22 protein-coding genes are annotated in these 26,107 nt (G+C 46.4%); 6 read left to right on the top strand and 16 right to left on the bottom strand.

Annotated elements, in window-relative coordinates; all coding sequences use genetic code 11:
* Nucleotides 1-95: 95 nt before the first annotated feature.
* The 8 genes from D0A34_01035 to D0A34_01000 form a co-directional block, all read right to left on the bottom strand.
* Nucleotides 96-1,181 (bottom strand): amino acid ABC transporter substrate-binding protein, encoded by a 1,086-nt coding sequence (locus D0A34_01035; GenBank protein UNU17623.1) that lies wholly within the window; start codon nucleotides 1,179-1,181, stop codon nucleotides 96-98.
* Nucleotides 1,182-1,502: 321 nt separating this feature from the next.
* Complete coding sequence (locus D0A34_01030) at nucleotides 1,503-1,730, bottom strand: hypothetical protein (protein ID UNU22116.1); 228 nt, start codon at nucleotides 1,728-1,730, stop codon at nucleotides 1,503-1,505.
* A 317-nt stretch (nucleotides 1,731-2,047) separates the two neighbouring features.
* Nucleotides 2,048-7,156, bottom strand: a complete 5,109-nt coding sequence (locus D0A34_01025) for a PAS domain S-box protein (GenBank protein ID UNU17622.1) — start codon at nucleotides 7,154-7,156, stop codon at nucleotides 2,048-2,050.
* Between the two features lie 189 nt (nucleotides 7,157-7,345).
* A complete protein-coding gene (locus D0A34_01020) occupies nucleotides 7,346-7,747 on the bottom strand; it encodes a fasciclin domain-containing protein (protein UNU17621.1) in 402 nt (133 codons plus the stop codon).
* Between the two features lie 306 nt (nucleotides 7,748-8,053).
* Nucleotides 8,054-8,491 (bottom strand): hypothetical protein, encoded by a 438-nt coding sequence (locus tag D0A34_01015; protein ID UNU17620.1) that lies wholly within the window; start codon nucleotides 8,489-8,491, stop codon nucleotides 8,054-8,056.
* Nucleotides 8,484-8,825, bottom strand: coding sequence for a hypothetical protein (locus tag D0A34_01010; protein UNU22115.1), 342 nt, complete (start codon nucleotides 8,823-8,825; stop codon nucleotides 8,484-8,486). The genes D0A34_01015 and D0A34_01010 overlap by 8 nt, the downstream gene beginning before the upstream one ends.
* Nucleotides 8,826-9,103: 278 nt before the next feature.
* A complete protein-coding gene (locus D0A34_01005; GenBank protein ID UNU17619.1) occupies nucleotides 9,104-9,547 on the bottom strand; it encodes an Hsp20/alpha crystallin family protein in 444 nt (147 codons plus the stop codon).
* Nucleotides 9,548-10,042: 495 nt separating this feature from the next.
* On the bottom strand, nucleotides 10,043-10,330 hold the full coding sequence (locus D0A34_01000) for a hypothetical protein (GenBank protein UNU17618.1): 288 nt from the start codon (nucleotides 10,328-10,330) through the stop codon (nucleotides 10,043-10,045).
* A 185-nt stretch (nucleotides 10,331-10,515) separates the two neighbouring features.
* Between D0A34_01000 and D0A34_00995 the strand changes: the two genes are divergently transcribed.
* From D0A34_00995 to plsY, 4 genes are all read left to right on the top strand, one after another.
* On the top strand, nucleotides 10,516-11,310 hold the full coding sequence (locus D0A34_00995) for an MlaE family lipid ABC transporter permease subunit (protein ID UNU17617.1): 795 nt from the start codon (nucleotides 10,516-10,518) through the stop codon (nucleotides 11,308-11,310).
* A gap of 63 nt (nucleotides 11,311-11,373) precedes the next feature.
* The gene (locus D0A34_00990) at nucleotides 11,374-11,766 is read left to right on the top strand and encodes a DUF3119 family protein (GenBank protein UNU17616.1); all 393 of its coding nucleotides are present in this window, start codon (nucleotides 11,374-11,376) and stop codon (nucleotides 11,764-11,766) included.
* Between the two features lie 58 nt (nucleotides 11,767-11,824).
* The gene (locus tag D0A34_00985; protein UNU17615.1) at nucleotides 11,825-13,156 is read left to right on the top strand and encodes a DUF3086 domain-containing protein; all 1,332 of its coding nucleotides are present in this window, start codon (nucleotides 11,825-11,827) and stop codon (nucleotides 13,154-13,156) included.
* A gap of 167 nt (nucleotides 13,157-13,323) precedes the next feature.
* Nucleotides 13,324-14,004, top strand: coding sequence for a glycerol-3-phosphate 1-O-acyltransferase (gene plsY / locus D0A34_00980; GenBank protein ID UNU17614.1), 681 nt, complete (start codon nucleotides 13,324-13,326; stop codon nucleotides 14,002-14,004).
* A 97-nt stretch (nucleotides 14,005-14,101) separates the two neighbouring features.
* On the opposite strand, the gene D0A34_00975 is transcribed toward plsY, so the two are convergent.
* The gene (locus tag D0A34_00975) at nucleotides 14,102-14,902 is read right to left on the bottom strand and encodes a calcium-binding protein (GenBank protein UNU17613.1); all 801 of its coding nucleotides are present in this window, start codon (nucleotides 14,900-14,902) and stop codon (nucleotides 14,102-14,104) included.
* 178 nt (nucleotides 14,903-15,080) lie between these two features.
* Here D0A34_00975 and D0A34_00970 point away from each other — a divergent pair, with 178 nt between their 5' ends.
* Both D0A34_00970 and D0A34_00965 read left to right on the top strand, forming a co-directional pair.
* Nucleotides 15,081-17,429: a serine/threonine protein kinase gene (locus tag D0A34_00970; protein ID UNU17612.1), complete on the top strand. Its 2,349-nt coding sequence runs from the start codon at nucleotides 15,081-15,083 to the stop codon at nucleotides 17,427-17,429.
* Nucleotides 17,430-17,597: 168 nt separating this feature from the next.
* Nucleotides 17,598-20,006, top strand: a complete 2,409-nt coding sequence (locus D0A34_00965) for a serine/threonine protein kinase (protein ID UNU22114.1) — start codon at nucleotides 17,598-17,600, stop codon at nucleotides 20,004-20,006.
* A 36-nt stretch (nucleotides 20,007-20,042) separates the two neighbouring features.
* Here D0A34_00965 and proC read toward each other — a convergent pair whose 3' ends face one another.
* From proC to D0A34_00930, 7 genes are all read right to left on the bottom strand, one after another.
* Nucleotides 20,043-20,888 carry a pyrroline-5-carboxylate reductase gene (gene proC / locus D0A34_00960; GenBank protein ID UNU17611.1) on the bottom strand — a complete coding sequence of 282 codons (846 nt, stop codon included), beginning with the start codon at nucleotides 20,886-20,888 and terminating at the stop codon, nucleotides 20,043-20,045.
* Between the two features lie 206 nt (nucleotides 20,889-21,094).
* The gene (locus D0A34_00955) at nucleotides 21,095-21,712 is read right to left on the bottom strand and encodes a cell division protein SepF (protein UNU17610.1); all 618 of its coding nucleotides are present in this window, start codon (nucleotides 21,710-21,712) and stop codon (nucleotides 21,095-21,097) included.
* 117 nt (nucleotides 21,713-21,829) lie between these two features.
* The gene (locus D0A34_00950; GenBank protein ID UNU17609.1) at nucleotides 21,830-22,495 is read right to left on the bottom strand and encodes a YggS family pyridoxal phosphate-dependent enzyme; all 666 of its coding nucleotides are present in this window, start codon (nucleotides 22,493-22,495) and stop codon (nucleotides 21,830-21,832) included.
* Between the two features lie 72 nt (nucleotides 22,496-22,567).
* Nucleotides 22,568-22,837: a DUF3539 family protein gene (locus D0A34_00945; protein UNU17608.1), complete on the bottom strand. Its 270-nt coding sequence runs from the start codon at nucleotides 22,835-22,837 to the stop codon at nucleotides 22,568-22,570.
* Nucleotides 22,838-22,864: 27 nt separating this feature from the next.
* Complete coding sequence (acpS, locus tag D0A34_00940) at nucleotides 22,865-23,338, bottom strand: holo-[acyl-carrier-protein] synthase (protein UNU17607.1); 474 nt, start codon at nucleotides 23,336-23,338, stop codon at nucleotides 22,865-22,867.
* Nucleotides 23,339-23,519: 181 nt separating this feature from the next.
* On the bottom strand, nucleotides 23,520-24,515 hold the full coding sequence (locus D0A34_00935) for an energy-coupling factor transporter transmembrane protein EcfT (GenBank protein ID UNU17606.1): 996 nt from the start codon (nucleotides 24,513-24,515) through the stop codon (nucleotides 23,520-23,522).
* A 161-nt stretch (nucleotides 24,516-24,676) separates the two neighbouring features.
* Nucleotides 24,677-26,038, bottom strand: coding sequence for a ribosome biogenesis GTPase Der (locus D0A34_00930; GenBank protein ID UNU17605.1), 1,362 nt, complete (start codon nucleotides 26,036-26,038; stop codon nucleotides 24,677-24,679).
* Nucleotides 26,039-26,107: the final 69 nt, after the last annotated feature.

Here is a 26,107-nt window from a genome sequence, read left to right as displayed (position 1 = left end):
GCGCGGAGTACCTTGCTGTCTAAAATATCTTGTTGGTTAACTGTTAACAGTCAACGGTCAACAGTTAACAGTCAACAGTCAACAGTCAACTAAAATTAGCGGAACGGCGGCGAGTAAAGCAAACCGCCATCTTTCCAGAGTCTGTTTTGACCCCGTTCTAACTTAAGTGTACTTTTGGGCCCGAGGTTGCGATCGTACATTTCCCCGTAATTCCCCACTTTCTTAACAACGCGGACGGCGTAGTCGTTCGGAAGTCCCAAACCTTTACCTAAATCTCCTTCTTTTCCTAGCAAACGTTTGACGTTCGGGTCTGTAGTGCTTGCCACAAGTTTGTCTACATTTCCCGAATTAATTCCCAAATCTTCAGCTTCAATCGCCGCAAAAACTATCCATCTCACCGCCTCCGCCCATTTAGGATCGCCGCTTTTCACCGCTGGGGCTAACGGTTCTTTTGACATCACGATCGGCAAAACAACATTATTCTCGGAATTCGGCAGAGTTGTCCGCTTCGAGACTAGCTGCGATCGATCGGCAGTAACACCTTGACAGCGACCTTCTTGATAGGTAGCAAACGTAGCATTCACATCTTCAAACACGACTGGAGTGTATTTAACTCCTAATTTTCGCATTTGGTCAGATAAATTTTGTTCGGTGCTCGTACCTGTCTGCACGCAGATAGATTTGCCCGCAAAATCTTGTAAGGTTTTGATGCCGCTGTCTTTTTTGACCATGATGCTTTGAGAGTCATAAAAGATCACCGGGGCAAATTCCAGTCCGGTAGTGGTGTCGCGGCTGGCCGTGTAGGTGGTATTTCGGCTGAGAATGTCGATTTCTCCGGCCTGCAAAACTGTAAATCTATCTTTAGCGTTGAGTTTTCGGTACTCGACTTTTTCGGGATCGTCAAATATTGCCGCCGCGACAGCCCTGCACACATCCACATCCAGTCCCGAATATTTGCCTTTTTCGTCTACAAAGCTAAAACCCGGCAGTTCGCCGCTGACGCCACAAATCAGTTTGCCGCGGCTGACAATTGTATCTATCCGGCTCGAACCTTGTTGCGATTGGCCTTGAGCAGTAGTTGTTGCTGTTGTTTGTCCGGTTTGTGCCGATCGATCCCTACAAGATGCCAACGGTGCCACAAATAACACACTTGCTAGTAACAGAAATCCCCATTTACGCATAGATTTTAGTAGAACGCTTTCCTGACAATCCTACCTTGTAGCTGTCGAGAACTGTGGCGATCTGCGAACTACAAAAGCCTCCGGCTTCAAATTAGCCGTTCTGCATCCGGTGCTGCACTGCGGCAACTGCACCGACTACCCGCCTGTTTTTTTTTTGAGCAAACTGGGAGCCCAGAGTTAGAAACCCGGTTTCCGGCTGGAGGCCTCGTCGTCAAACCCAAGATTTATCCTTGAAACCCGGTTTCTTTTCTGGTATTTCTGCCCAGCGCGAGGGAGCATCGCCCTTCCCTGGAATATTTATCCGATTTTGATTGAATGCGCTCACAGTAGCTCTGGTGCTAGCCGCTGCTCAGCTAAATCGCGGATTAGGGAAAGCCGAGACTGGATGTATTCGTCCAACACATCTGCTTCTTTGCCATTAAGCGCAGAGTTCGTTTTTAACTGCTTTAGCAGCCACTGTACCAAGGTCGCATCGTCTAAATTGACTAACACAGTAGCTTGGGTGGTCTCAATTAAGGACCAGAGTTGGCGTAACATGACTGGAGTCATAAAACCTCGTTGAGCGTAAATACGCACCTAATGGGCGGGCATAGCGAAAAGCTGGTCTTGGTGTCTCAAGCCGATCGACGAAAAGCACCCTCATGTCGATCGGCTTAATGATTATTTTATATTTGACCACAATAACTTAATACAGTAGTGTCATAAGTTACAACACACAAGATGTTATAAGAGTTCCCAATTCCTTCACATTGAGATAAACATCTTGATAAAAGATTAAAAATCTTTACACGCGCTCGCTCGTGGGGGGCTGCCAAGAGCCGTCCGCGATCGGGCTGGAGAGTCGGGTTCAAAAGAAAATTGATTGATTACTCAGTAGGCATCAAGTTTTGAACCCCCGCCAGAATTATTTCTAATTCAGCGATGATTTTTGTAGCCCCCTCCAAATCATTTGATTCAGCCAGACTTTGAAGTTGATCTGCCATCTCGGGCATTAACCGCACCGCCGCCGTAGCGCTGACACCTTTAATTTGATGAGCGTGGCGGGCGAGTGTCTCCATATCTCCCGAGGCGATCGCCTCCTTAGCAGCTTCTAAATAACTACCAGTATCCACCACAAAAGCTTGCAGTATTTCCCGCTCAAACTCTAAATCAGCGCCTGAAATTTCGTGCAAACGCGCCATATCGACTACCGATTCGAGATCTGGCTCAGAATTTTGAAGTTCCTCGCCATTAAACTTGGGAGTTTCAATTTTTAGCTTGACCGACCAATTTTCTAGTACCGATTTTAACTTTTCAATCGAAATAGGTTTGCTAATATAATCGTCCATGCCCGCCGCCAGACACTTTTCGCGATCGCCCTTCAAAGCATTCGCCGTCATCGCAATCACCACCGTCTTTTGATGCGACTCCATCTTGCCAGCAGCAAGATCTGCCGCTTCTAGGCCGCGCAATTGCAGCGTTGCTTCGTAACCGTCCAAAACCGGCATCTGACAGTCCATCAACACAATGTCATACTTTTTCAGAGCAACCATAGATAGCGCCTCTGCACCGTTATTGGCCACATCCGCCGCGCATCCCAAAACTCTGAGTTGATTCAGACCCACTTTTTGGTTGATAGGAGTATCTTCCACTAACAAAATCTTTAAACTTGCTAAGTCTCGGTTGTCAATAGCCGAGGCTCGATTGGACGTTGGATTCGCCTGCGACTCATCAATCAGCGTACTCGGGGCGATCGCATTCGCCAAGCAATCAAATAGTCGGTGAGCTTTCACAGGTTTAGTTAAATACCCGCTAAAACCGCTATCTACCAAGCGTTTCGCCTCTGCAAGCTGAGTCATTGAAGTCAGCACCACCCACTTTGTCTGCTGCATTGCCGGCTCAGAAATCCTCAAGCGTTCGAGACTTCCCGCCACCATTTCCGGCAACTGAATATCAACCAAAACGATATCGTAAGGGGAATTAAGGCTGACAGCTTTGTACAGAGATGCGATCGTCATCCAACCGTTCTCAACCTCCTCAACCTCCATTCCCCACACAACAGCCATTCTCACTAACACTTTTCGCACTGTCGGCTTGTCGCTAGCAATTAACATTTTTCGCCCCGCCAGCACCGTTTCCAAATTCACTTCGCACGCTGTCCCGACACCAGTTAAATTTTCCTTAACTGTCGGCACAGTAAACCAAAAAGTCGAGCCTTGGCCTGGGGTACTTTCCACACCGATTTGCCCACCCATTAACTCCACCAACTCTTTAGAAATAGCCAGCCCCAAACCTGTGCCACCATATTTTCTTGTTGTAGAGGCATCAACTTGAGTAAAAGATTGAAACAGCTTTTTTTGGTCTTCGGTAGCAATCCCAATTCCTGTATCGGTGACTTTAAACAGCAGGAGCATCGAGTCATTGTTTTCTATTTTTAACGGTTCGATCTTCTCTAAAATTTTCTGATTATCGCTGGCTGCCAATAACCCAGGATTACTAGCATCAGCAACCTCAATTACCACTTCTCCTGCTTCTGTAAACTTAATAGCATTGTTGATTAAATTAGTGAGTATTTGCCGCAACCGCGCTGCATCACCTTTTATTTGTAGCGGCACGTCGGTGTCAATCAGGGCCACCACTTCTATACCTTTTTCTTGTGCGGGAGTTGCCAACAAATCCAGCACTTCATTCATACAGATACTGAGGTTAAATTCTAGTATTTCTAAGCGCATTTCTCCTGCTTCTAGTTTGGAGAGATCTAGAATATCGTTAATGATGGAGAGTAAATTTTGACCGCTGAGTTTCAGCGTCTGCACAAAGTCAATCTGTTCGGGAGTAAGATTCGTTTTCAGCAGCAAATCAGTCATCCCCATCACTCCATTCATGGGAGTACGGATTTCGTGACTCATATTTGCTAAAAATAACGACTTCATTCGAGACGCTTCTAGGGCGGCTTCTCGGGCTTGCTGCGCTTGTTCAAAAAGAGTAGATTGCTGAATGGCGATCGCCAACTGTACGCTCAACCTTCCTAGTAAATCCACCTCAGAATCAGTCCAAACGCGCGGACCTCTGCACTGATGGGCAATCAGCAATCCCCACAACCGATTTTGACTCGTTTCCAAACTCCTTCCATGGGAGCCAATTCGGGAAATTTTTGGCAAATAATCTGTTGCCAACTCCTGACTTTCATCGCCTATAAAAATTGGTACTACTAAATTAGCCCTGACCTGCAAACTAGCAAGTAAATCTCGGTGTTTTTCACTCAAACCGGCAGTATAAATATCTGCCATTGCTTGAATTTGTCCAGCACTATATAGAGATACATAACTTTCCCCAAAGGATGTCATTGGAACTTCTCTGCCCAGCAGTGGCATCCAATCATCCCCTACAGATTCCACAACAACAACCGCTGTTTCGTCGGACTCAAAACGATAAATTACCGTGCGGTCAGTTGCCAACAACTGCCGCACTTCTTGTACAGCAGTGATCAGAGTTTGAGTGAGGTTGAGAGACTGCCGGACTCGCTGGGCGATCGCCGAAACCAGGCGTTCTTGTTCTGCTTGTTCCCGTAGCATTCTCTCAGCTTTCTTGCGTTCGGTGACATCGCGAATTACCGCAGCAAAGCACAGCGGTTCGGTGGTTTGAGGGTGTTTGACCAGAAAAGCATTCATCACAACATCAATTGGTTGTCCGCTTCGCAAGTGCCGCATTTGACCTTCTCCTTGCCACTGGCCATGACTGATAATTGTTGGCAAAATCTCTTGACTAAATTTCTCTTTAAAAGTGGGCCCAATATAATCCCATATTTCTGTATCAAGCACTGCCGAAAGATTCTCTACACCCACCAGTTTTCGTCCGGCTTCGTTGACAAACAGCGTGTTGCCTTTGAGGGTAGCCATACCGATAAAATCGCTGCTGTTTTCAATCAGCGACACAAATTTTTGCCGTTCTTCTTCTCCTTTTTTGCGTTCGGTAATGTCGCGCTTGACGCAGACGTGACAAATTACATCATCGGCGTTGTTAATCACAGAGTATGCCGCAACGTCGATCGCCAGCGTCTGGCCTTTTTTAGTGCAGTTAGTAATTTCGCCCCGAAAACTTCCAGTTTGCGCTAAACTTTGGGCAATTGCCAAAAAGCGATCGCCCGCAACCAGCGGCGACGCTTCTGCTTCTAATTCCGCGTCAGTGTATTCTAGAAGCGTTTGGTGAGCACGATTTTGTTCGAGGAAAAACCCGTCAGCATCGATAATGACGATCGCATCGTTGGAGTTTAAAAATATTTGTCGGTAAAGTTTTAATTTATCCTCAGCTCGCTTGCGTTCGGTGATGTCTCTTTTGACGCTTACGTAACAAACTACATCCCCAGCATCATTGAGAACCGCAAAAGCCGAAAGCTCCACCTCAACTGTTCCTTCTTGCAAAGCCTTAATAAACGTCATTTCGCCTCGGTAACTCCCAGTTTCTGCCAAGCTTTGCATTAGGGAGGCAAATGCCGGTTCTCCCATGTGAGTTGCCGGGGTTTTCCCCCACAATTTCGACGCACTGTAACCCAGCAAAGCCGTGTGAGCTTGATTTGTTTCTAAGTAATAGCCTTGGGGGTCTAAGATCGCGATCGCATCGTTGGATTTTAAAAAGATTTGTTGATAAAGTTGCAGCTTCAATTCTGCTTGTTTCCGGGCGCTAATATCCGTGAACAAGCCATAGTAAACTATCTCTCCCGATGCTTGAAATTCTGGCTGCGAAGCTCCTTGCACCCATTTAAGTTTTCCCGACGGAGTAACAATTCTTCCTTCCCACCGCCAAGGCTGCAAATTTTCAGCAGAAAGCGTCACCGAGTTAAGGAAATCATCTCGATCTTCGGGATGAATCATGTCAACAATTACATTAAAATCCTGCTGAGCCACCTCTGGTTCTATTTCATACAATTCTCGGCAGCCCGCGCTCACAAATGAGAAAGCCATTGAGCCGTCTGGATGCAAGTCAATTTGATATACCGTACCGGGTACGCTAGCAGTAATTTTTTGCAGTTTGGCTTGGCTTTGATTCCTGGCTTCATCTGTGGCCTGCAATTGACCAATCTCTCTAGAAAAACCCAAAACCCCAAATATATTACTCTCTGCATCGCACAGTGGCACTTTTTGCGTGTCAAAGATGTGCTGTTTTCCGCCTTCAAAGAGGATTGCCTGGTAGGGATTGCGAACCCTCTCCCCAGCCAGCACAGCTCGATCTTCCTCGCGGATGCCCCTAATTTGGCTGTTGCGATCGCCAAATACTAATTCGGCTGAAAACCCTAATTCAATATCATCTTTGCCTATAATTTCCTCAACATTTTTCCCCACATATTCAGCAAAACTTTGATTTACAAAAATGTATCTAAAGTTTCTATCTTTCGCAAAAACTCTATCCGGAGCCTCCTCCATTACAGCCCGCAACAATAGTTCTTGACTTTGCGAATCCACAGCCAAATTATTTTGAAATATATGCTTGACACTGGTCGTTTGACGTGCTAAAGTTATTAACTGTTTTGCACAAATTTGAGCTACAGTGTGGAGCAAACAAAGGTGTTCCAAATCAAAAGCAGTTGCCTGCTCTGCACCGATAAAAAATACTCCCAACAATTCTTCACTTTCATCCAGGTTGGCGGGTGCCATCAAGACCGACTGAAACTGAGCAATTGGTGGCGGATTGATGTTGTGCGCCCAGTCCCGATTGCCAGCAAGCCATTCAGCACGAGCAGCTTGCAAGCGGCCTTCCATTTCGGCTTTGGTGCTAGCACTTAACGGCTGTAAGTGTTCCAGGTATATTTGATCGTCCGGTAGCGTCAAAATGGCGATCGCCTCTGTGGGAATCAGGCGATCGAGATGTGCCAGACACGCAGACAAAATTTCCTCAACACTGAGAGCGGCTTGAACTTTTGCAGTAAGTTCGTTGAGAACTTGCAGTTCCAAGGTACGCTGGCGGACTTTTGCTTTGAGGCTGGCGGCTAGGATTTGCATAGTGCTCACCAAACTGGTTTGCTTATATTATAATTATTGATTTTTAAACTTTTTCAAACAATCATCTTAAAATACATCCGCCGAAAAAACAACTTTTTTATATTGAAATTACCTTCAACCAATAAAAAAAAGCGTGCGATCGGGAGCAAAGCGGCACCGCAAAGCACCTGCTTGGCTCCCCCAGCGAAATTATCCCATTAAAATCACGTTATCGATGACGTGGATGACGCCATTGTCTGCTTCGATATCTGCAGCGACAACTGTAGCATTTTTCACCTCAAAACCGTCAGAACAATCAATTTTAATCGGCGAACCTTCTAAGGAAGTAACAAAACCGAGTTTGGCCAAATCAGCTTTCATAAACTTGCCGGAGACGACATGAAACATCAAAATCCTAGTCAGTTGGGGAACGTTCTGGACTAGGGTGGTGATAGTTCCCGGCGGCAATTTCGCAAAAGCATCGTCAGTGGGTGCAAAGACAGTGAAAGGGCCCGGACTTTTGAGCGCATCTACTAAATTAGCTACTTGCACCGCCGTTACCAGGGTTTGAAAGGAACCCGCACCTACAGCAATATCAACAATATCAGGCATTGTGTTTTACCTCATTTGCAAAAAATGTTCTCTTAAGTATCGTAAACTGAGGCTGGCAACAATACCTACTGTCTTTTTTGAAAAATTGGTAATTATTTTGTAGTGAGGACTTCAATCCTCAGATTTTTGATGAGGACTTCAGTCCTCACTACAAACCTAATAATATAGGACTTACGCATGGGGGCCCAGAAACCGGGTTTTTTACGAAAATACTTCGTTAAAACCCGCAGATTATGTAAAAAACCCAGTTTCGAGGAGTCGGAGTGGGTAAGTCCTGTAATAGTTATTTTACCCGAGATAATATTACTAACGCCTTGGCAATTTAACCGCGCGGGGGTTTACAATTGGTACAATACTGCTGGCGATTGTGATACCCCACTCCTCTGTTTCTAAATCTTCTACTTCAGCATTTAGGTTTTCTCCCTTGTGAATGCTAAAACTGCCGTACAAAATTGAAATTTCAAAAATATCTGTAGTAATCACCGCAGGCTTGCGGTGTTCCGGCTCGCCCAATGAAATTCCGAAGAATTCAGCTTCCAGTTCGCCAACTGCCTCTTCATCGTGTACAGTCCAACTGATATCGCGACAGTCTTTGAATGCCAGGATATAAGGCAATCTTTCTTCTGGATTGTAGACGCATTCAATTAATACTTCGTTTCCCCATAAAGATACGTTGACTTTTGTGATTAAAGATGTAAAACCACCCAATCCAAGCAAGTTATAGTCATCCTTCCAATCACTCATTTAATTTTTCCCCCGTATTGTGAGTACCTGGAATTAAATTACCAAATTCGTCTCTCGTCCGCAATAAATTACCCTCTCTATCGAGACGCAAAGCTTTGTTGATATTTCTTCCATCTGATCCCGATTTCGGTGCAGGCGTTCTAATCACTTCACCGTTAGGACGGATCATTACTGTTGACTTATCAAAAAATTTATATGCAACATAACCATCTCTAGTAGTTTTGATTTCGGCACCTAATCCGCGCAAAAAATCATCGACTTCTTGGCGGGTCATCCCGGTTAAGTCTCCAAACTCCGATGCAATTCCATTTCCTCCAACTCCCTGACTCGGCACGCAAGTCTCCTCACCAACCATCGCATCTTCGAGTTTAGCACAGTTGCCGAATCGGAAAAAGGAAGTTCGGTAACGGATTCGCTTTCTGAGGATGTAACGGATGGAAGGAAGAAGGAAGAAGGACGATGGAAAAACGAAGAAGGACGATGGAAGAATCCTTCCTCAAACTCGCAATGCCCAATGCTTTTCGGCTCACTTACCAATTACCAATTACCAATTTTCCAAACAAATAGGGCGCGCACCGCACGCCCTATCTATCAGCAATTAGCCAACAATTATTAGCCGCCGATTTGCACTTTCACCACGCGGTTCTTTTCTGCTTCCGCTTTGGGCAAATTCAGGTGCAAAACTCCATTTTTGTACTCAGCTTCTACGCTGTCATTTTGAACCCGTGCGGGTAGGGGAATCACCCGGCGGAACGAACCGTAACGGAACTCAGAGCGAGTCATGCCTTTATCTTCACTCTTAGTTTCCTGACGGCGTTCGCCACTAATAGCAACAGCTTCTGCGGTTACTTGTACGTCCAAATCCTTAGCTTCCATGCCCGGAACTTCTAATTTAAGGTGGATGGCTTCGGGAGTTTCATCGAGTTCGGCGGGGGGTAGAAAAGCAACACCGTTAGATGCGCGCTCGGTTGCCGGAGTCAAGCTATCAAACAACCGATTCATTTCTCGCTGCAAGGAGTCCATTTCCCGCAAAGGTTCCCAACGAATAAGTGCCATAACTAATACCTCGACTATCTGAAGTTTTTAGGGTTGAGAAACACTTGACTCAACCTGTATTTAATATATTCCAGCTCCAGAAATAGGGGGATTCGGTTTTCCGCAAAAAGGCCGATCGCATTACCGAACATTTGCGAGCAATAATGTTGAGTGAGTCGGTTTGAGATTTGAGATTTGAGATTGACTCTACAGATGAATCTGGAACTTTGACCAAGAGTCTAAAATTTCAAGTATCCGTTTTTGGGCGAAGTCAGCCGATTTGAGGTTGGAGAGTTTAGATTTGAGATTGACTCCACACATGACTCGGCAAATTTTAACTGTGGTCTAAAATTTTTTGCTCTCCACCACTCCTGTCTGCTAGCAACTATCCGTGTGTAGGCGAAGTTATTACAGGTGGCGCTATTCGATCGCATCGGAACCCAACAATTTGAGATTTTAGATTTAATTTAGAATTCCCAACCTAAAATCTCAAATCCCACATATAACGAAACAAAATTAACTCCACCGCGAATGCTGATAAGAAGCGTAGGTATCAAACAAAGCACCCACCAAACCAAAAGTTAGACCAATGACGAAAAAGCCCTGGAGGGGACAGCCGCTGCCGAAAGTAGCTAAGAACTGCAAAATCAGGTCTTCTCCAGAACGACCAACTCCTTGGAGAGCAGGCACGAAGCCGATCAGCAAAAAGCTAGCCAATCCCGCGCCGATTAACAATACGGGGGCGACAAAGCTCAACAGGCTGGTCAGCAGTACAGAACGAAGAAAATTGGGAAAAATGCTCATAAGAGTCAGTAAATTCAGCTAAACTGCCGAAAGGTACAAGCAAACAAAACTTGTTCTTTTCTACGATAGGCAGCGATCGCCCTCAGTGGCCAGTTCTGTCAGAAATCTTAAATGTTATAGAAAAAACTTGTTTAAGATTTGTAGATAAATTTCATTTTTTGCAGTTGTTATAGAGTCGAAATCCCTTGAGCACCACTACATCTTCGAGCCTCAGTTTGTGGAGTCAGCGGTTGCTGGCAGCAGCTTTATTGGGCGGCCAAGTCATGCTGCACTTGCTGAAAGGCAAAATTCACCGCCGCAACACCATCGACCAAATGGCAGCAGTCGGCCCGGAATCTCTGCTGATTGCTTTGCTGACGGCGGGTTTTGTCGGCATGGTATTTACTATTCAGGTAGCCAGGGAATTTATTAACCTCGGTGCCGCCAATGTCGTAGGTGGCGTTTTAGCTTTGTCTTTGACTCGCGAGCTCGGCCCCGTCTTAACAGCCGTCATCGTGACGGGACGGGTAGGTTCGGCTTTTGCAGCGGAAATCGGCACAATGCAGGTAACAGAACAGATAGATGCCTTGCTGATGCTCAGAACAGACCCGATCGACTATTTAGTCATTCCCCGCGTCCTTGCTTGCTGCTTGATGCTGCCAATTTTAACCATCATGTGTCTCGTCACCGGCGTCCTCGGCGGACTGCTGATTGCTACGACGATGTACGGCATCTCTCAAAGCGTGTTTTTAGAATCAGTCCGCAATTTCTTGGGTCTGTGGGATATTTGCAGCGCGGCAATTAAGGCTTTTGTATTCGGTGGCTTGATTGCTGTAATCGGCACTAGCTGGGGTTTGACCACCACCGGCGGGGCAAAAGGCGTCGGTCAATCGACTACTACGGCGGTGGTGACGGCTTTACTGGCTATTTTTATTGTGAACTTTTTCATGACTTGGCTGATGTTTCAGGGGACGGGCTCTAGCGTACTCAAAGGCTTGTAAGCTAGGAAACAGATAAAATATGAATAATCGGCAACATTCGTTTACTACCCTTGATTTAAACCCGTGAATACCACTGCCTCTTCTACTGCGCCGACAAATACGATCGAGCTCGCTCCGAGTTATGCGATTCCCCTAGTTTTGGTACTGGCGGCCGTACCGCTGCTGTTCGTTCAGAAGTGGGTGAGTTTGCCGCTTTCTGTGTTCGGCTTGTTTCTGATGTACCAAGCCGCCACCATCCGGCTACAATTTACCCCAACAGATTTGGACATTTATCGATCGTCCAAATTAATCCGCCGCTTTCCTTACCGAGAATGGCAAAATTGGCGGATATTTTGGCCCCCTGTGCCGATTTTGTTCTATTTCAAAGAAATTAACAGCATTCACTTTCTGCCGGTTCTGTTCGATCGTAAAATGCTACAGACCTGCTTAGAACAGCGCTGTCCCCGTCAAGACTAAAAAAGTTGTTAATTTTTAATTTTTAACTTTTCCGTGCCCACGCCGAACAAAATTTCCCATGAATTCAGACGAATCTCCAACCCAAGAACCGCAAGCCCAACCACCCGCCCCAAGCGGTGACGGCGAAGTCGATTTACCCGTGAATGAGACGGAGTACGAACTTCTATCTCAAACACGAGATTTGTGGCTCGACGAAAATGAACTGCCAGCCCAACTCCCGCCAGAAACAGACCCGCCGCTGGGCGAGGAAGATGCCGAAATCGCCCAATTCGTGGACGAAGCAGGCGCAATCGCCCAAATTCCGCCCAACACCGACGATGCCGAATCAGAAAGTCCGATCGCTCAAATTGAGCTTCCAGCAGACTCCCAGCCAATAGCAACCCCAGAAACGGTAACGCACATCCCAGAAAATGTTACCGAACAGTTGGCACAGAGAGTCAAAGAATTGCAGCAGCAAGAACAAAATTTGACTGAAAAAATTGCCGCATTGGAAGCCGACAAAGCCAATGCTTTAGAAGCGTTGGGCCAGGCTCAAGCATCGATCGGGCGTTTGGTACAAGACGGCTTGATTCAACTAGATCACCGCAAACAAGCGCTACAAATCGAAGTAGAAAAACTCGAACGCCGGCGCGATCGAATTCAAAAGGAAATGCGAACCACTTTTGCCGGCGTTTCCCAAGATTTAGCAATTCGAGTCCAGGGTTTCAAAGACTATCTAGTAGGCAGTTTGCAGGATTTGGCCGCTACCGCCGAACTCTTAGATTTGACGCCACCAGTGCAAGAGACACCCAGGCAAATTCCTGCTGAGGAGTCTCAATCCTCAGCACCAGTAAATCCCAAATTTGCGGAACAGGGATTTCAAGAACAAGCCAAACAAATTCGCCGCACCCTCGATCAATATCGCACTCTCCCCGACTACTACGGCCCGCCTTGGCAACTTCGCCGCACTTTTGAACCCATCCACGCGGAACGAGTTTCTAACTGGTTTTTCACTCAAGGAGGAAGGGGTGCTTTGCGGACTATGGGTTCGCGCTTGCAAAATATCTTGATTACTTCGACTATTATTTCTGTACTCAGAAGCGTCTACGGTGGACGGGTGCGGACTTTGGTGCTCGCCAACAGTCCCGAACGTTTAGGAGAGTGGCGCCGGGGTTTGCAGGACTGTTTGGGCATTACTCGCAACGATTTTGGCCCGGAACGGGGGATTATTATGTTTGAGTCTGCGGAAGCTTTAGCTCAAAAAGCCGATCGACTGGTGAAAGAGGGCAAATTGCCACTAATTGTCATTGATGAAACTGAGGATTTAATTAGTTTGTCACTGCTGCAATTTCCGCTGTGGTTGGCTTTTGCTTCTGACCCGCAAACTTTGACGACTGCTAAGGATTTTTGAGCAAGTCCGGGCGAATATAATTCGCTGCTATACAAACTTTCGTCCGCCTGCGCGGACTGAAGAAACTCAGAGGGAAATTAACCGGAATTGGTTGTTTCTTCTTCTTCCTTCTTCCTTCTTCCTTCTTCCTTCTTCCTTCTGCTGTACACGAAATCTCAAATTAAAAAATGGCTAGCTGGATAATTTTAAATGGCGCATTGCTAATAGCAGCTTATTTGCTGGGTTCGATTCCTACTGGGTACGCCTTGGGGAAATGGATGCTAGGAATTGATATTCGAGAGGTTGGTTCGGGTTCGACGGGTGCGACTAACGTACTGAGGACTTTGGGTAAGTGGCCGGGGTTGGGGGTGTTGCTGGTTGATGTGTTGAAGGGGGTAAGTGCGATCGTCCTAATCCGCTACATTTACTCTCTCAGTTTTACCCAGCAGCTAGCAACCGCCGCAGGTTTAGAAAATACTGCAACTGTCATCCCTTGGATGGCAACTTTGGCGGGTTTCTCTGCTGTTTTGGGCCACAGCAAATCTATTTGGCTGGGGTTTACCGGCGGTAAATCTGTCGCTACGAGTTTGGGAGTTTTGCTTGGTTTGTACTGGCCAGTAGGTTTGGGAACTTTCGGAATTTTTGGAATCGTGTTTGCAGTGTCGCGAATTGTTTCTTTAAGCTCGATTATCGGGGCAATTAGCGTTGCTGGATTGATGTTTACTTTACATCAGCCGCTAGCTTATGTATTGTTTGGCATTGCGGGCGGTGTGTTTGTAATTGTGCGACATCGGAGCAATATTCAGCGGCTGTTGAATGGTACGGAACCGAGGATTGGAGAGAAATTGGAAACAGCAGGTAGCGATTGATAATTAGTATTGTTGTACCGCTGGTTGCAGATTACTATTTCTCTGTCCAATCTTCGATTTAAGCTTTTGCAGGAGGCTTGGCAGCGCATTCTACAGCTTAGAATCCCTGAGTAGAGATAATACTGTTTTGCAGTTGAGCAGGCGTTACACTCTCAACAAAACCTATTAAATCTCCGGAATTCTTGACTTTGATGAGAGTCCCTGAAGTCACGATCGATTTGGAGCCTAATAGATCGGGCGGAAGAAAAGAACCCAGAGCTTGCGGCACTTCCGCTTGTATTGTAATGGACGCATTTGTCAAGCTTTCCAAAACTACATCGTTAACCGTCAAACCGTCTGCTAATCCAATTTTATCGAAAGCAGGTCTGAAACTTACAATGAGATCGGTATTATTGACATCTGTAACTCCGGGTTCTGCTTGGAGGACGTACAAGTTGCTGCCCCCGAGTTTGATAGAATTATTATCATCAAAACCTGCTAAGAAGTCTCGACCCAAACCTCCCACTAGAGTGTCATTTCCGTTACCGCTTACTAAAAAATCATTGCCTTTACCGCCCAATAAAATATCATTTCCACCCAAACCCAAAAGCATATCTCCATCTAAACCTCCGTTTAGAGAGTCATTTCCGTCCCCTCCACCTATTAGGTCTTTCCCTTTTCCCCCCAATAAAGAATCGTTACCAAAATACCCTGTGATAATATCTTCGCCCTCATTGCCAAAGATCAAATCATTAGCGGTTGAGCCGGCCACTGTATCGTCACCTCCGAGCATCCCTACTCCTGAAGGGAAATTAGTTACACCTCCGAATCGGGAATTATCGATGAATAAATCAACTGATTCCGATGTATTGTCGCCAACTAAGCGAGGCACTCCTGCTGGGTCTCTTTGTAAAGCCATAAAATATTTTCTCCCTAAAATCTCAGATGCCAAGATTATTAAATAAGCCACTCTCAAAATCAATTCATATATTCATAACTTTGAGTTCATAAAAGTCATAACTTTGAGTTCATAAAAGTCATATTTGTGGTACGATCGACCTCAACGAGTGCAGCGAGTTAAGGCATTGTAAAAATTTATGTGTCTGAATCCAGGGGATATTCTGCGCGATCGCTACCACATTATCGGTCAATTAGGTGAGGGAGGGTTTGCTAAAACCTATACGGCTAACGACGCTTTGGGCAGCTCCGGAAATCCCCTGTGCGTCGTCAAGGAAATTCAGGCTCCTCAATCGAACGATCCCGATGTTTTGCACAGGGCCCAGGTGCAATTTGAAACAGAAGCTGAATCCCTGATATCTCTGGAAGAGTGCTCGCGCATTCCCAGGTTAATCGAGCACTTTCAAGAACAGGGAAAATTTTACTTAATTCAAGAATATATTGCAGGAAATCCGCTGAACAAGGAAATCGGTTCAGGCAGGCAGTTTAGGGAATCAGAAGTTATTGATTTATTGCAGGACATTTTAGAAGTTTTAGATTGCGTCCACAAAAAACATATTATTCACCGCGATATTAAACCGTCAAACTTAATCCGATGCCAAAGAACCGGCAAAATTGCCGTGATTGACTTTGGGGCAGTCAAAGGTATTAGCAATTTGGCGATGCAGGGCGGTCAAATAACTCAAACTCGTGTCATCGGTACAGACGGTTATATGCCGGCCGAACAGTGGAAAAATCAGCCAAGATTTAACAGCGATATCTATGCTGTGGGCATCATCGCCATTCAAGCGATCGCAGGTTTAGATATTGAAGATTTTTTAAATCATAAAAAAACTGGGGAACTTGTCTGGCACTACTCAACTGACGATCGCCCGATGGTACAAATTAGCGACAAGCTGGAAAAAGTTTTAAATAAGATGGTGCGCTACCACTTTAACGATCGCTATCAATCCGCTGCTGAAGTGTTAGACCATTTGCGATCGGAGGCGGTATCGCCCTCACCGCCGATTGAGATTGCGACGCAGGTGGGAGTGGAATATTCGATCGCCCGTGACAGCAAAACACCTTCCCCCCCAAACCTCCCAGATGGTTTAAGTGCCGGAGAAAAAATTCTATTTACAAGTTCTCAACCTTGGCTCAAGCAAAAAGGAGTTAAAGAATTTGCAGCTTCAAATTCAAAGCAAGCTTTTAATACCTTCAAAGAATCGTGGCACAACGAAGACGGCAAAGACCCAGAAACTTTAATTTACCTGAACAATGCTTTTCTGGAAGTCAGCAACGCTCCTTATTACACAATTGCTGTCGTCCTTTCCGTTTGTCGGAGAAACCCCGACAGTTTTTCTCAGCTTGGCGAGCAGGCGAAAGAATATCTGCGCGGAGTGGCTCAAGCGCAAACAGAAGTTAATTTGAGACTATCAAATTCTAGCGATCGGGACTTTCCAGGTCAAGGTTTTTTACCAAGTCAAGCCATTAAGGGCAAAGGACTTAAAGTAATTATTGCTGACGATGCCAACGATGAAGAGGAGGCAAAACAAAGAGCAATTTCGCTGGTCGATCGACCGGATATTTTAGCAGTTATCGGTCACGCTAGTAGCGAGATGACGATGCACGCTGTAGATATTTACAACAACAATAATCTCGTTTTGATGTCTCCGGGTGCAGCCACGGGAGAGCTGACGCATGAACCTAGGAAATTTTTTTTTCGCACTCAATATACGAGCAGTTTAATCGCTAAAGATTTAGCGAAGTACCTCCGAAAACAAAATCAAACACAAGTAGCAATTTTATACAATCCGCGAAGCCCATTCGGCGCATCTTTTGTGAAAGGTTATAAAAACTATTTTCGACGCCTAGGGGGAACAATAGTCAGAATTCAAGATTTCGATTTATTTAAAAAAGACTTCAACACCGCAAGAGCGATCAAGGAAATCCAGACAAAGGGAGAAACTGCGATCGTGCTAGTTCCCGATCCCCATCATAGCAGAACGCTAGACAGCGCATTTGACATAATAAAACTTAACGGCTCTCGCAATTGGATTGCCGGGGCATGGATGCTGATGTGTCCGCAAATGTTAGAATTTGTATCTGGGCAACCGCAAAATGTGTTTAATAAACTAATCCTTTCTGTCGGCTGGCATCCCTTAAACAGCCCCAACCCAGAATTTCCCCAACAAGCTCGATCGCTGTGGGGAGAAGAGGGAAATACTCGTATAGCTTCAGCTTACGATGCAGCGCGCGCACTCATAAAAGCATTGGAAATGCAGCAGGAACCCAGTCGCAAAGGAATGCAAAAAATGCTTTCATCTCCAGATTTTAGCGCTGACGGAGCAACAGGAACCATTCAGTTTAACTCGCCGGAAAATGGCGATCGGAAAAATCATCCCAGCGATTTAGTACATATTGTAGAGTGTCCAAATGAGCAGTTCGGCCTCGCTTTTGTTCCCGTCAAGTACCCGACAGCGGCAGCGGCAGGTTTAAAGTGCGATTGAACTCGTTTCTGATTGATTCAATTTTCTTGCGTTAGCCGCCCTCGCTCGCGATACATGAACCGCCAGAGGGCGGGGTTACATACTCATGAGTAAACTATATAAACCCGTTCCCGCCCGATGGTAAAATCAACCTCAACGAGTGCAGCCAGTCGGGGAATCGGAGAATTTATGTGCCTAAAACCAGGGGATATTCTGCGCGCGCGCTACCGAATTATCGGTCAATTAGGTCAGGGAGGTTTTGCCAGAACCTATACGGCTAACGACGCTTTGGGCAGCCCTGGAAATCCCCTGTGCGTCGTCAAGGAAATTGAGCCGCCTCAATCTAAGGATGCGCGGCTGTTGGAAGAAGCACAACAGCAATTTGAAAAAGAAGCTAAAACCCTGAAGTATCTCGATAAGTGTCCGCGCATTCCCAAGTTTATCGATCGCTTTCTGGAAAAGGGAAAATTTTACTTAATTCAAGAATACATCGACGGAAATCCGCTGAATCAAGAACTAATTTCAGGCCAGCAGTTTCAGGAGTCAGCAGTTATTGATTTATTGCTGGACATTTTGTCAGTTTTAGAGTGCGTACACTCTCAAGGTATTATTCACCGAGATATTAAACCGTCAAACTTAATCCGGCGCAAGCTAGACGGCAAAATTGCGGTGATTGACTTTGGGGCGGTAAAAGCGATCGGCACTTTGGCGATCGAGAACGGTCAAATAACTCAAACTCGTGCCGTTGGTACAGACGGTTATATGCCAGCCGAACAGTGGACAAATCAGCCCAGATTTAACAGCGATATCTATGCTGTGGGAATCATTGGCATTCAAGCGATCGCAGGTTTAGATATTGAAGACTTTTTTAATGATAAAAAAACTGGGGAACTCGTCTGGCACTACTCAACTGACGATCGCCCGATGGTACAAATTAGCGACAAGCTAAAAAAAGTTTTAAATAAGATGGTGCGCTACCACTTTAACGATCGCTATCAATCCGCTGCTGAAGTGTTACAGGATTTGCGAGCGCTAACAGCATTGCACTCACCTGCGCCCCCTCCACAACAACCTCTGCTGCCGAAGCCTCAGTGCCGGCAAGATACATTGAGAGTTTGCTTGCCGATCGCGATCGCAGGATTCCTCGGGCTAGCAGTATTTTTAATACACAAAATTTTTACACCTAAAACTTGTCCTTTAATCAAGGGAGATGGTGCGAGTTGTGGCGAGGAAATCCTGATAAAAACATCGGGTTCTCGCTTAAAAGAAAGGGGAGTAGATGATTTTTTTAATGCAAATTATCAATCAGCTTTTAATTTATTTAAACAATCGTGGAACGAAGAAGAACGTAAAGATCCCGAAACTTTAATTTACATGAATAATGCCCTTTTGAAAGCAAAAAAAGCTGATTATTACACCCTTGCAGTTGCCGTTCCCATTAGCAACAGCGAAGGAGGTAGTGTCAATTCTGATTTGGCTAGAGAAATGTTGCGCGGCATTGCCCACGCCCAAACAGAAGTCAACCTAGGACTCTTTAATTCCGATCGCAATAACGACTTTCCCGGTCAAGGTTTTTTAGCAGGGAAAGCCATTAAGGGCAAGGGTATTAGAGTCATTATCGCTGACGATGCCAATCTGAAAGCAGAGGCACAAGCTAGAGCCTCTTCACTCGTGAAGCAAACCGAGATTTTGGGCGTCGTCGGTCACTATACTAGCGAGATGACTGTGCATGCAGTCGATATTTATGACAAAAATAACTTAGTCTTAATTTCGCCTGGGAGTACAACGGAACAATTAACAGAAAAACGTCGGAAGTTTTTCTTTCGCACTGTCCCTAGACATCAAATTACTGCTGAAAACTTCAAGAACTATCTGATTGAAAACGCAGGTTCCAAAAAAGCGGCGGGTTTCTATTGTCCTGAGATTCAAGCTACTTCTTCATTGTGGGAAGAATTCAGAAAACAGTTTAGACAAGCAGGAGGAAATATTTTAAGCATCACTGAATTCGATTTATGTAAGAAAAATTTTAACGTTGAATTAGCATTACAAGAAATCGAGCGAACTGAGAAAACAGCGATTGTCTTAAGTACGAGTCATGTCCCGAATGCAGTCAAAAATGCGATGGCACTTATTAAAGGCAATGGCGCTCGCAATTGGGTAGTGGGAACCGGGGGAATCTACAGCCAGAAAACCTTAGAAACTGCCTCCCAGTTACAGTCTTTTGATAAACTGGTGACATCATCCTCTTGGCATCCCTTAGCTGCTCCCAACCCCACATTTGCCGAAAATTCTCGAAAGCTTTGGGGAGGAAACGTCAACCACCGCACAGCTTTAACCTACGATGCAACTCGGACGCTAATTACAGCAATAGAAATGCAACAGCAACCCAGCCACGAAGGGATGCAGCACACTATTGCGAGTCAGAATTTTAGCGCCAAAGGAGCAACCGGAACTATTGAGTTTGATGCGAAGGGCGATCGCCAAAATTTTCGACCGGACTTAGTACATATTGTCAAGTGTCCAAAAGAGCGATTCGGCCTCGCTTTTGTTCCCGTCAAGTATCCGACAGCGGCAGCGGCAGGTTTAAAGTGCGATTGAACTCATTTCTGATTGTTTCTGTGCGTCATTCCTGACTTATTTCCCTAATTCTTGAGAACGCAAACAAGCTGCTTTCACTGCTTCGATTAGGGCCGATCGAAAGCCGCTACTCTCTAATTTAGCAATTCCCGCAATAGTCGTGCCGCCGGGACTTGTAACTTGATCTTTCAATTGTGCCGGGTGCATTCCCGTTTCTTGCATTAGCTTCGCCGTACCGAATACTGTTTGCAAAGCTAATTGAGAGGCGATCGCCCGTGGCAGTCCTGCACAAACTCCGCCATCTGTCAAGGCCTCAATTAAAATTGCTACATAACCAGGCCCGGAACCCGAAAGCCCCGTCACCGCATCCAGCATACTCTCAGGCACTTCTACCACTTCTCCCACGGCCTGAAAGATGCGCTTTACCAATTCTAAATCAGTCGGTTGCACGAGTTTTCCCGAGGCGATCGCGCTCATTCCCGCTCCTACCGTTGCTGGAGTATTCGGCATCACCCGCAGCACTCCCCGCCCCGGGAAGGCTGGTTCTAGCTTGCTCAGGGGCACTCCTGCCAAAATCGACACTACCAGCGCTTCTGGCTGGGAATTAGCCGTTTCTCCATTATTTCCCTGTTTGCGATCTGCCGCCACGGCCAATTCCAAAGCTACCGTATCAAAAACTTGCGGTTTAATCGCCAAAAACAGCACTTCTGTAGCGGCAGCAACTTCTAGATTGCTGGCTGTTGTTCCAATCCCGTAGGTTTCCGTCAAAAATTGGCGGCGTTGAAGTTGTGGGTCGCTCACCAATATTTCAGAAGGCAAATAAACTTTTTGTGCAATTAAGCGGGATAAGAGAGCTTCTCCCATTACCCCGCCGCCGATCGTACCAAATTTTATGTTAGTCATTAGTCAGTTGTCACTTGTCACTTTTGAGTTATCAGTTGTCAGTTGTCAGTTGTCAGTTGTCATTGGTTACTTAGTTGTTAGCTAATGTTATTAATCCGCAGTGTTTATTCCACAGTTATTAGTTGTTAACTATTGACTACTGACTAGTAACTACTGACTACTGACTACTGACTACTCACCACTGTCAACTGACTACTAACTACTGACTACTGAGCGATTGGAGCTTGTTCTGCCGGCCAGACTGTTGGTGCAGGAGCAGCAGGACGAGGGCGTCCTTGAGCAGGAGGCACTTCGTGAACCACACCAGACTGAGTTCTCACCTGCACGCAGCTAGGCGTAAACAAGAAAATACTTTCGCCAATTCGCTCTTGATGACCGTCCAGGGCATAAGTACCGCCCGCCACAAAGTCCACAGCTCTTTGCGCTTGGTCTGGGTCCATCACCGTCAGGTTCAAAACCACAGACTTCCGTTCCTTAAGAGCTCGAATTGCTGCCGGCATCTCTTCAAAAGTGCGCGGCTCCATTACTACTACTTCCGAAATCCCGTTCATAGCTCCAGGCATTCCAATCACGTTATTCATTACTGACCCTACTCCCCCGGTTGGTGCAACGACATCCATACCTGTCGATCCTACTACTGACCGCTCTCGCATTCTACGATTTTGACGACGTTCTTCTTCTGCTGCTGCGACGGCAGCGGGGTTGGGTTCAGGCGCTTGGTAGAAGTTCTGATAGCGCTCCCCTTCCGTTTCGTCGTACACGTCATCGTACTCAGGCTCATTGTTGATGCCTACAAAATCTCGCAGTTTAGAAAAAATATTCATGATTCACTCTCCTTCACGACTTTGCTGCCCCGACTATACTCGCGTCGCGCGTTAGTCGCGGGTGGCTGACTACTATATATTTAACCTAAATTGTCTTTATTAGAAGATTTGAATTATTTATCCCCTCCTAGAGCCAAATAAGGTTTGTCCTAGCCGTACCATAGTAGCACCTGCTTGAATTGCCAAATGATAATCTCCCGACATCCCCATCGAGAGCTGCTGCATTTGAATGCAGGGCAAATTTTGCTGCTGGATTTTCTCAGCAAGTTCGCGGGTGCTGTTAAATAATTCTAGGATTTGCGAGTCATTTAACCCCAGTGGGGGTATTGTCATCAAACCTTGAATTTTGATATGCTGACATTTGTTGAGTTCTGGAAGGTCTGCAAGCAGTTCTGGAACGCTCCAGCCGTATTTGTCCGGGTCGGGCAACATTTTGACTTGCAGGCAGACTTGGGGAGAGCAGGACTGTTCGCCCGCCAAGCGCGACATTCGCTGAGCGAGTTTTAAATTCTCGAGAGAGTGAATCCACTGGAAATGCTCTAGGGCCTTGGCGGCTTTGTTGGCTTGCAAGTGGCCGATCAAGTGCCAGTTGATATCCGGCAAATCTTGCAGTTGGCTTTGTTTGTCGGCAGTCTCTTGAACCTTACTCTCGCCAAAATCCCGGATACCGGCGTCGTATGCTTCGCGGATAGCATCAGTCGGTACCTGTTTGGTAACGGCAATTAACCGCACTGATTCAGGCAAGTGTTGGCGAATGCTGTTAATTCGAGAGGCAATGGTCATGGGTGTTCAACGCTGGGAACGGGAGGGAAGGAAAATTAAGACAGTTACCAATTACCAAATTACTGATTTTCGTTATTGAAACGTGCGCTGGTGAATGGTCTGCAATTGGTCGTACTCCTGATATTGACCGCTGCGACGCAGGGTTCGCAGGCGAATTTCGACCATGAGGCGAGCGTCGGAGCGACTGATTGGTTCAAATCTCAGCCCGCCTGGGCCGTTTGTCACCAAAAAAAACAGGCGCTGGGCGTATAGGGTGGTAAATAATTCTTGGCTGTCTTCAACCTGGGATACCCTGAAGAGGAGGCCAAAGTTTGGATGATTCAGGTAAGTTTCGGTAGTCATTCACGCTCACAATCGATCAATTTTAGATTAAAGATTTAGATTTGAGATTTTAGTTTCGCTCGATCGCCCGACGGCGTTGTTTGACGGCGGGCTACAAAGGGCGATAGCCGTAGCCGTGCAATAGTCTCCGTCGTGGCTGAGGCTTAATTGCCACTGGCAATTTCCCCAAACAGAGGCTTGTGCTGCTGCGGTTCCGTGCAGTTGCACATTGGGAGCACCGTTTTCGGAGCGCCGAATTTCCACATCTGCATACCGTATTCCCCGCCATCCCGTGCCTAGAGCTTTGACAACGGCTTCTTTTGCTGCCCAGCGCCCCGCTAGTTGCTTGCAGGAAACTCGATTCATTTTACCTTTAATGCTGGTGTGTTGAGAATTTAGTTGCCCGCAATCCCTTTGTTCGGCGGGCGTGTAAACTTTTTCGAGGAAGCGATCCCCAAACCGGTCTAATGCGGCTTGTATGCGCGGAACATATACGATATCTGTCCCAAGATAGATGTTCAAGGTCTTGGCTCTCTAAATATTTGCCTCCATTACTTTAGCAGGACTCTCGCGTACCAGACAAAACTTACTCAAATGTAGGCCAGTGATCGAAACCCCGCTAGAATCAGTCATTCCCAATTCTTCAATATTATTCAATCTCAAATCTCATCAATCTAAAATCTAAAATCTAAAATCTAAAATCTCAAGTGTCCCAACCCCAAACAAAGCGGGCGCTCCAGAGGACAAGCAAGCAGCCGAGGGCGATCCAGTCTCGGATTTTTAATTGCAACTGGTGCCATTCTACACGGTGTCGATCGGGACTGGTGAAGCCGCGAACTTTCATGGCGCTGGCAATTTGTTCAGCTCGCAGGAGCAAGTTTTCTAACAGTCGCTCGGCTATCATCAACCACACTTGAGCTGCGCTGCGAAATCCGAGTTTTTTCCAGTTTATCGCTCGGGTTCTGACCGATCGCACTAAATTTTGTATTTCTTCCAATACTAGGGGAATGAATCGCAAAGATAAAGTTAATGTTAAGGCTATTTCGGTAATAGGCCAGTTCAAGCGGCGCAGAGGCTGCATTAAGTTTTCAATCGCGGCGGTGATTTCTTCGCTGGCTGTGGTGAGAAGGTAGAGGTTGGTGCTGTAAATTACTGTGAAAAATAGGGTGCTGACGTTGATAGCTAAATCTAGGGATTGGCGGGTGATTTTAATCGGGCCTTGTTTGAATACAACGTAACGGTAGTTTGTGGGTGGGGGGAGTTGATTTGGGCTTTGGGCTTTGGCATTGGGGATTGGAGAGTTTGAGCCTAAGTTAAAAGGTTTGTACCAGGGTTTGGGCTCTTGACGGGGTGGAAGGGTTGCGGGCTGTTGGGAAAAGGTTAATTCGTCGGCGGGGATGCGGGGCTGGTGTTCTGAGCGGAGTCCGTCGGGGGCGATCGCGCTGAGGCAAAATACTAATAGACAGAATAGCAGCAGCAGTCCCATTTGCTGTTTCCACACGCGCAAGGGAATTGCTGCTGTTAGTGTCAGTACGATTAACATTCCTACTAGCATCAACCGCCAGATGGGATTGGCGAGTATTGGCGCAATCAGAAATGTCATCAACCAGGCTAGTTTTACGCGGGAGTCTAGCCGGTGAAGCCAGGTTACTGGTTGTTCTAGGTAGAGTCCTATTGGGAGCGATCGCAATAAATCCATTTTGTCGATTTTAGATTTTTAATAATATAAATTTATTGAACCGCGAAGACGCGTTAGGCGAAGCCGCGCGTAAGCGCTAGGACGCGAAGGAAGAGAAAAGAAAGAAACGCAATTTGCTTTGATTATTAAACTGCGTTTTTTCTTTAATATAAAGTCTCGAATTACTTCACGCGCAGTGCTCTGTTGGTTGTGCTGATTTCGCTGGCGCGAACTTTTTTGCCTCTCCAAAGTAGCCGCATTGGTGTACCGGTAAAGCCTAGATGTTTGCGGAATTGGCTTTCCATGTAGCGGCGGTAATTTTCGGTGAAGCGTTTGGGATCGTTGACAAACAGGGCGATTGTCGGTGGCTGCGATCGCACTTGAGTACCGTAATAGATTTTGCCTTGTTTTCCTTGGCGGGTAACTGGGGCTGAGTGCCAGCTTGTGGCTTCTTCTATGACTTCGTTAATCACGGCGGTAGGGACGCGACGTTTGTGTTCGTCGGAGGCTTTGTCTACTAATTCAATGATTTTTTCAACTCGCTGTCCACTCATGGCGCTAACAAAAATCATTTCTGCCCAGTCGAGGAAATAAAGTCGGGTTCTTACTTCTCTTTCGTACTCGTAGATGGTGTCGGAGTCTTTTTCTACGGCGTCCCATTTGTTGACGACTATGATGCAGGCTCGACCTTCTTCGCTGATGCGATCGGCTAATTTTTGGTCTTGGTCGGTAACGCCGTCAATTGCGTCAATTACTAGCAGTATTACGTCGGCCCGGCGGATTGCTTTGAAAGCGCGGTTGATCCCGAAAAATTCTGCACCGTATTCGACGTTTTTCTTTTTGCGTATTCCGGCTGTGTCGATCAGGCGGTAGGTTTTACCGTTGCGTTCTACTAAGGTGTCGATCGCGTCGCGGGTTGTGCCGGAAATCGGGCTGACTATGGCGCGGTTTTCTCCGAGAAATGCGTTTAACAAACTCGATTTGCCGACGTTGGGACGACCGATAATTGCTACTTTAATTTCCTCAACTTCTGGTAATACTTCGGTGGGAAGATAAGTTATTAATTTGTCAAGCAATTCGCCGGTACCGTTGCCGTGAATGCCGGAAACTGGGTAAGGTTCTCCGAGTCCCAATTGCCAAAAGTCGGCTGCTTGGGTGAGTCCTGTATTTTCCGATTCGCATTTGTTGACGGCGAGAATGACGGGGACTTTTTGCAGTCTCAGCCAAGATGCGATCGATTCGTCGCCGCCGGTGAGCCCGGTTTGTCCGTCTACTACGAAAATGGCTGCGCTGGCTTCTGCGAGGGCTGCCATTGCTTGTTCGCGAATTAAAGGCAGAAATTCTGTTTCGTCGTCGAATACTAGCCCGCCGGTGTCTACGACTTGATATTCCCGATCGCCCCAGTAAGCCGGTCTGTAAGTGCGATCGCGCGTGATTCCTGGTTCGTCGTGGACGATCGCGTCTTGGGTGTTGGCTAAACGGTTGACGATCGTCGATTTGCCTACATTGGGGCGTCCAATAATAGCAACTATAGGTAGAGACATAAAAGTAGCAGCAATTAGGCTGCGCCGTAATTTTGAGGTTTAGCCTTTTATTGTAAGCGAAACTGGCTG

This window comes from Microcoleus vaginatus PCC 9802, assembly GCA_022701275.1.
GTDB lineage: Bacteria > Cyanobacteriota > Cyanobacteriia > Cyanobacteriales > Microcoleaceae > Microcoleus > Microcoleus vaginatus_A.
Note: the sequence above shows the minus strand (reverse complement) of the source record. Positions and strands in the feature narration are given on the sequence as shown.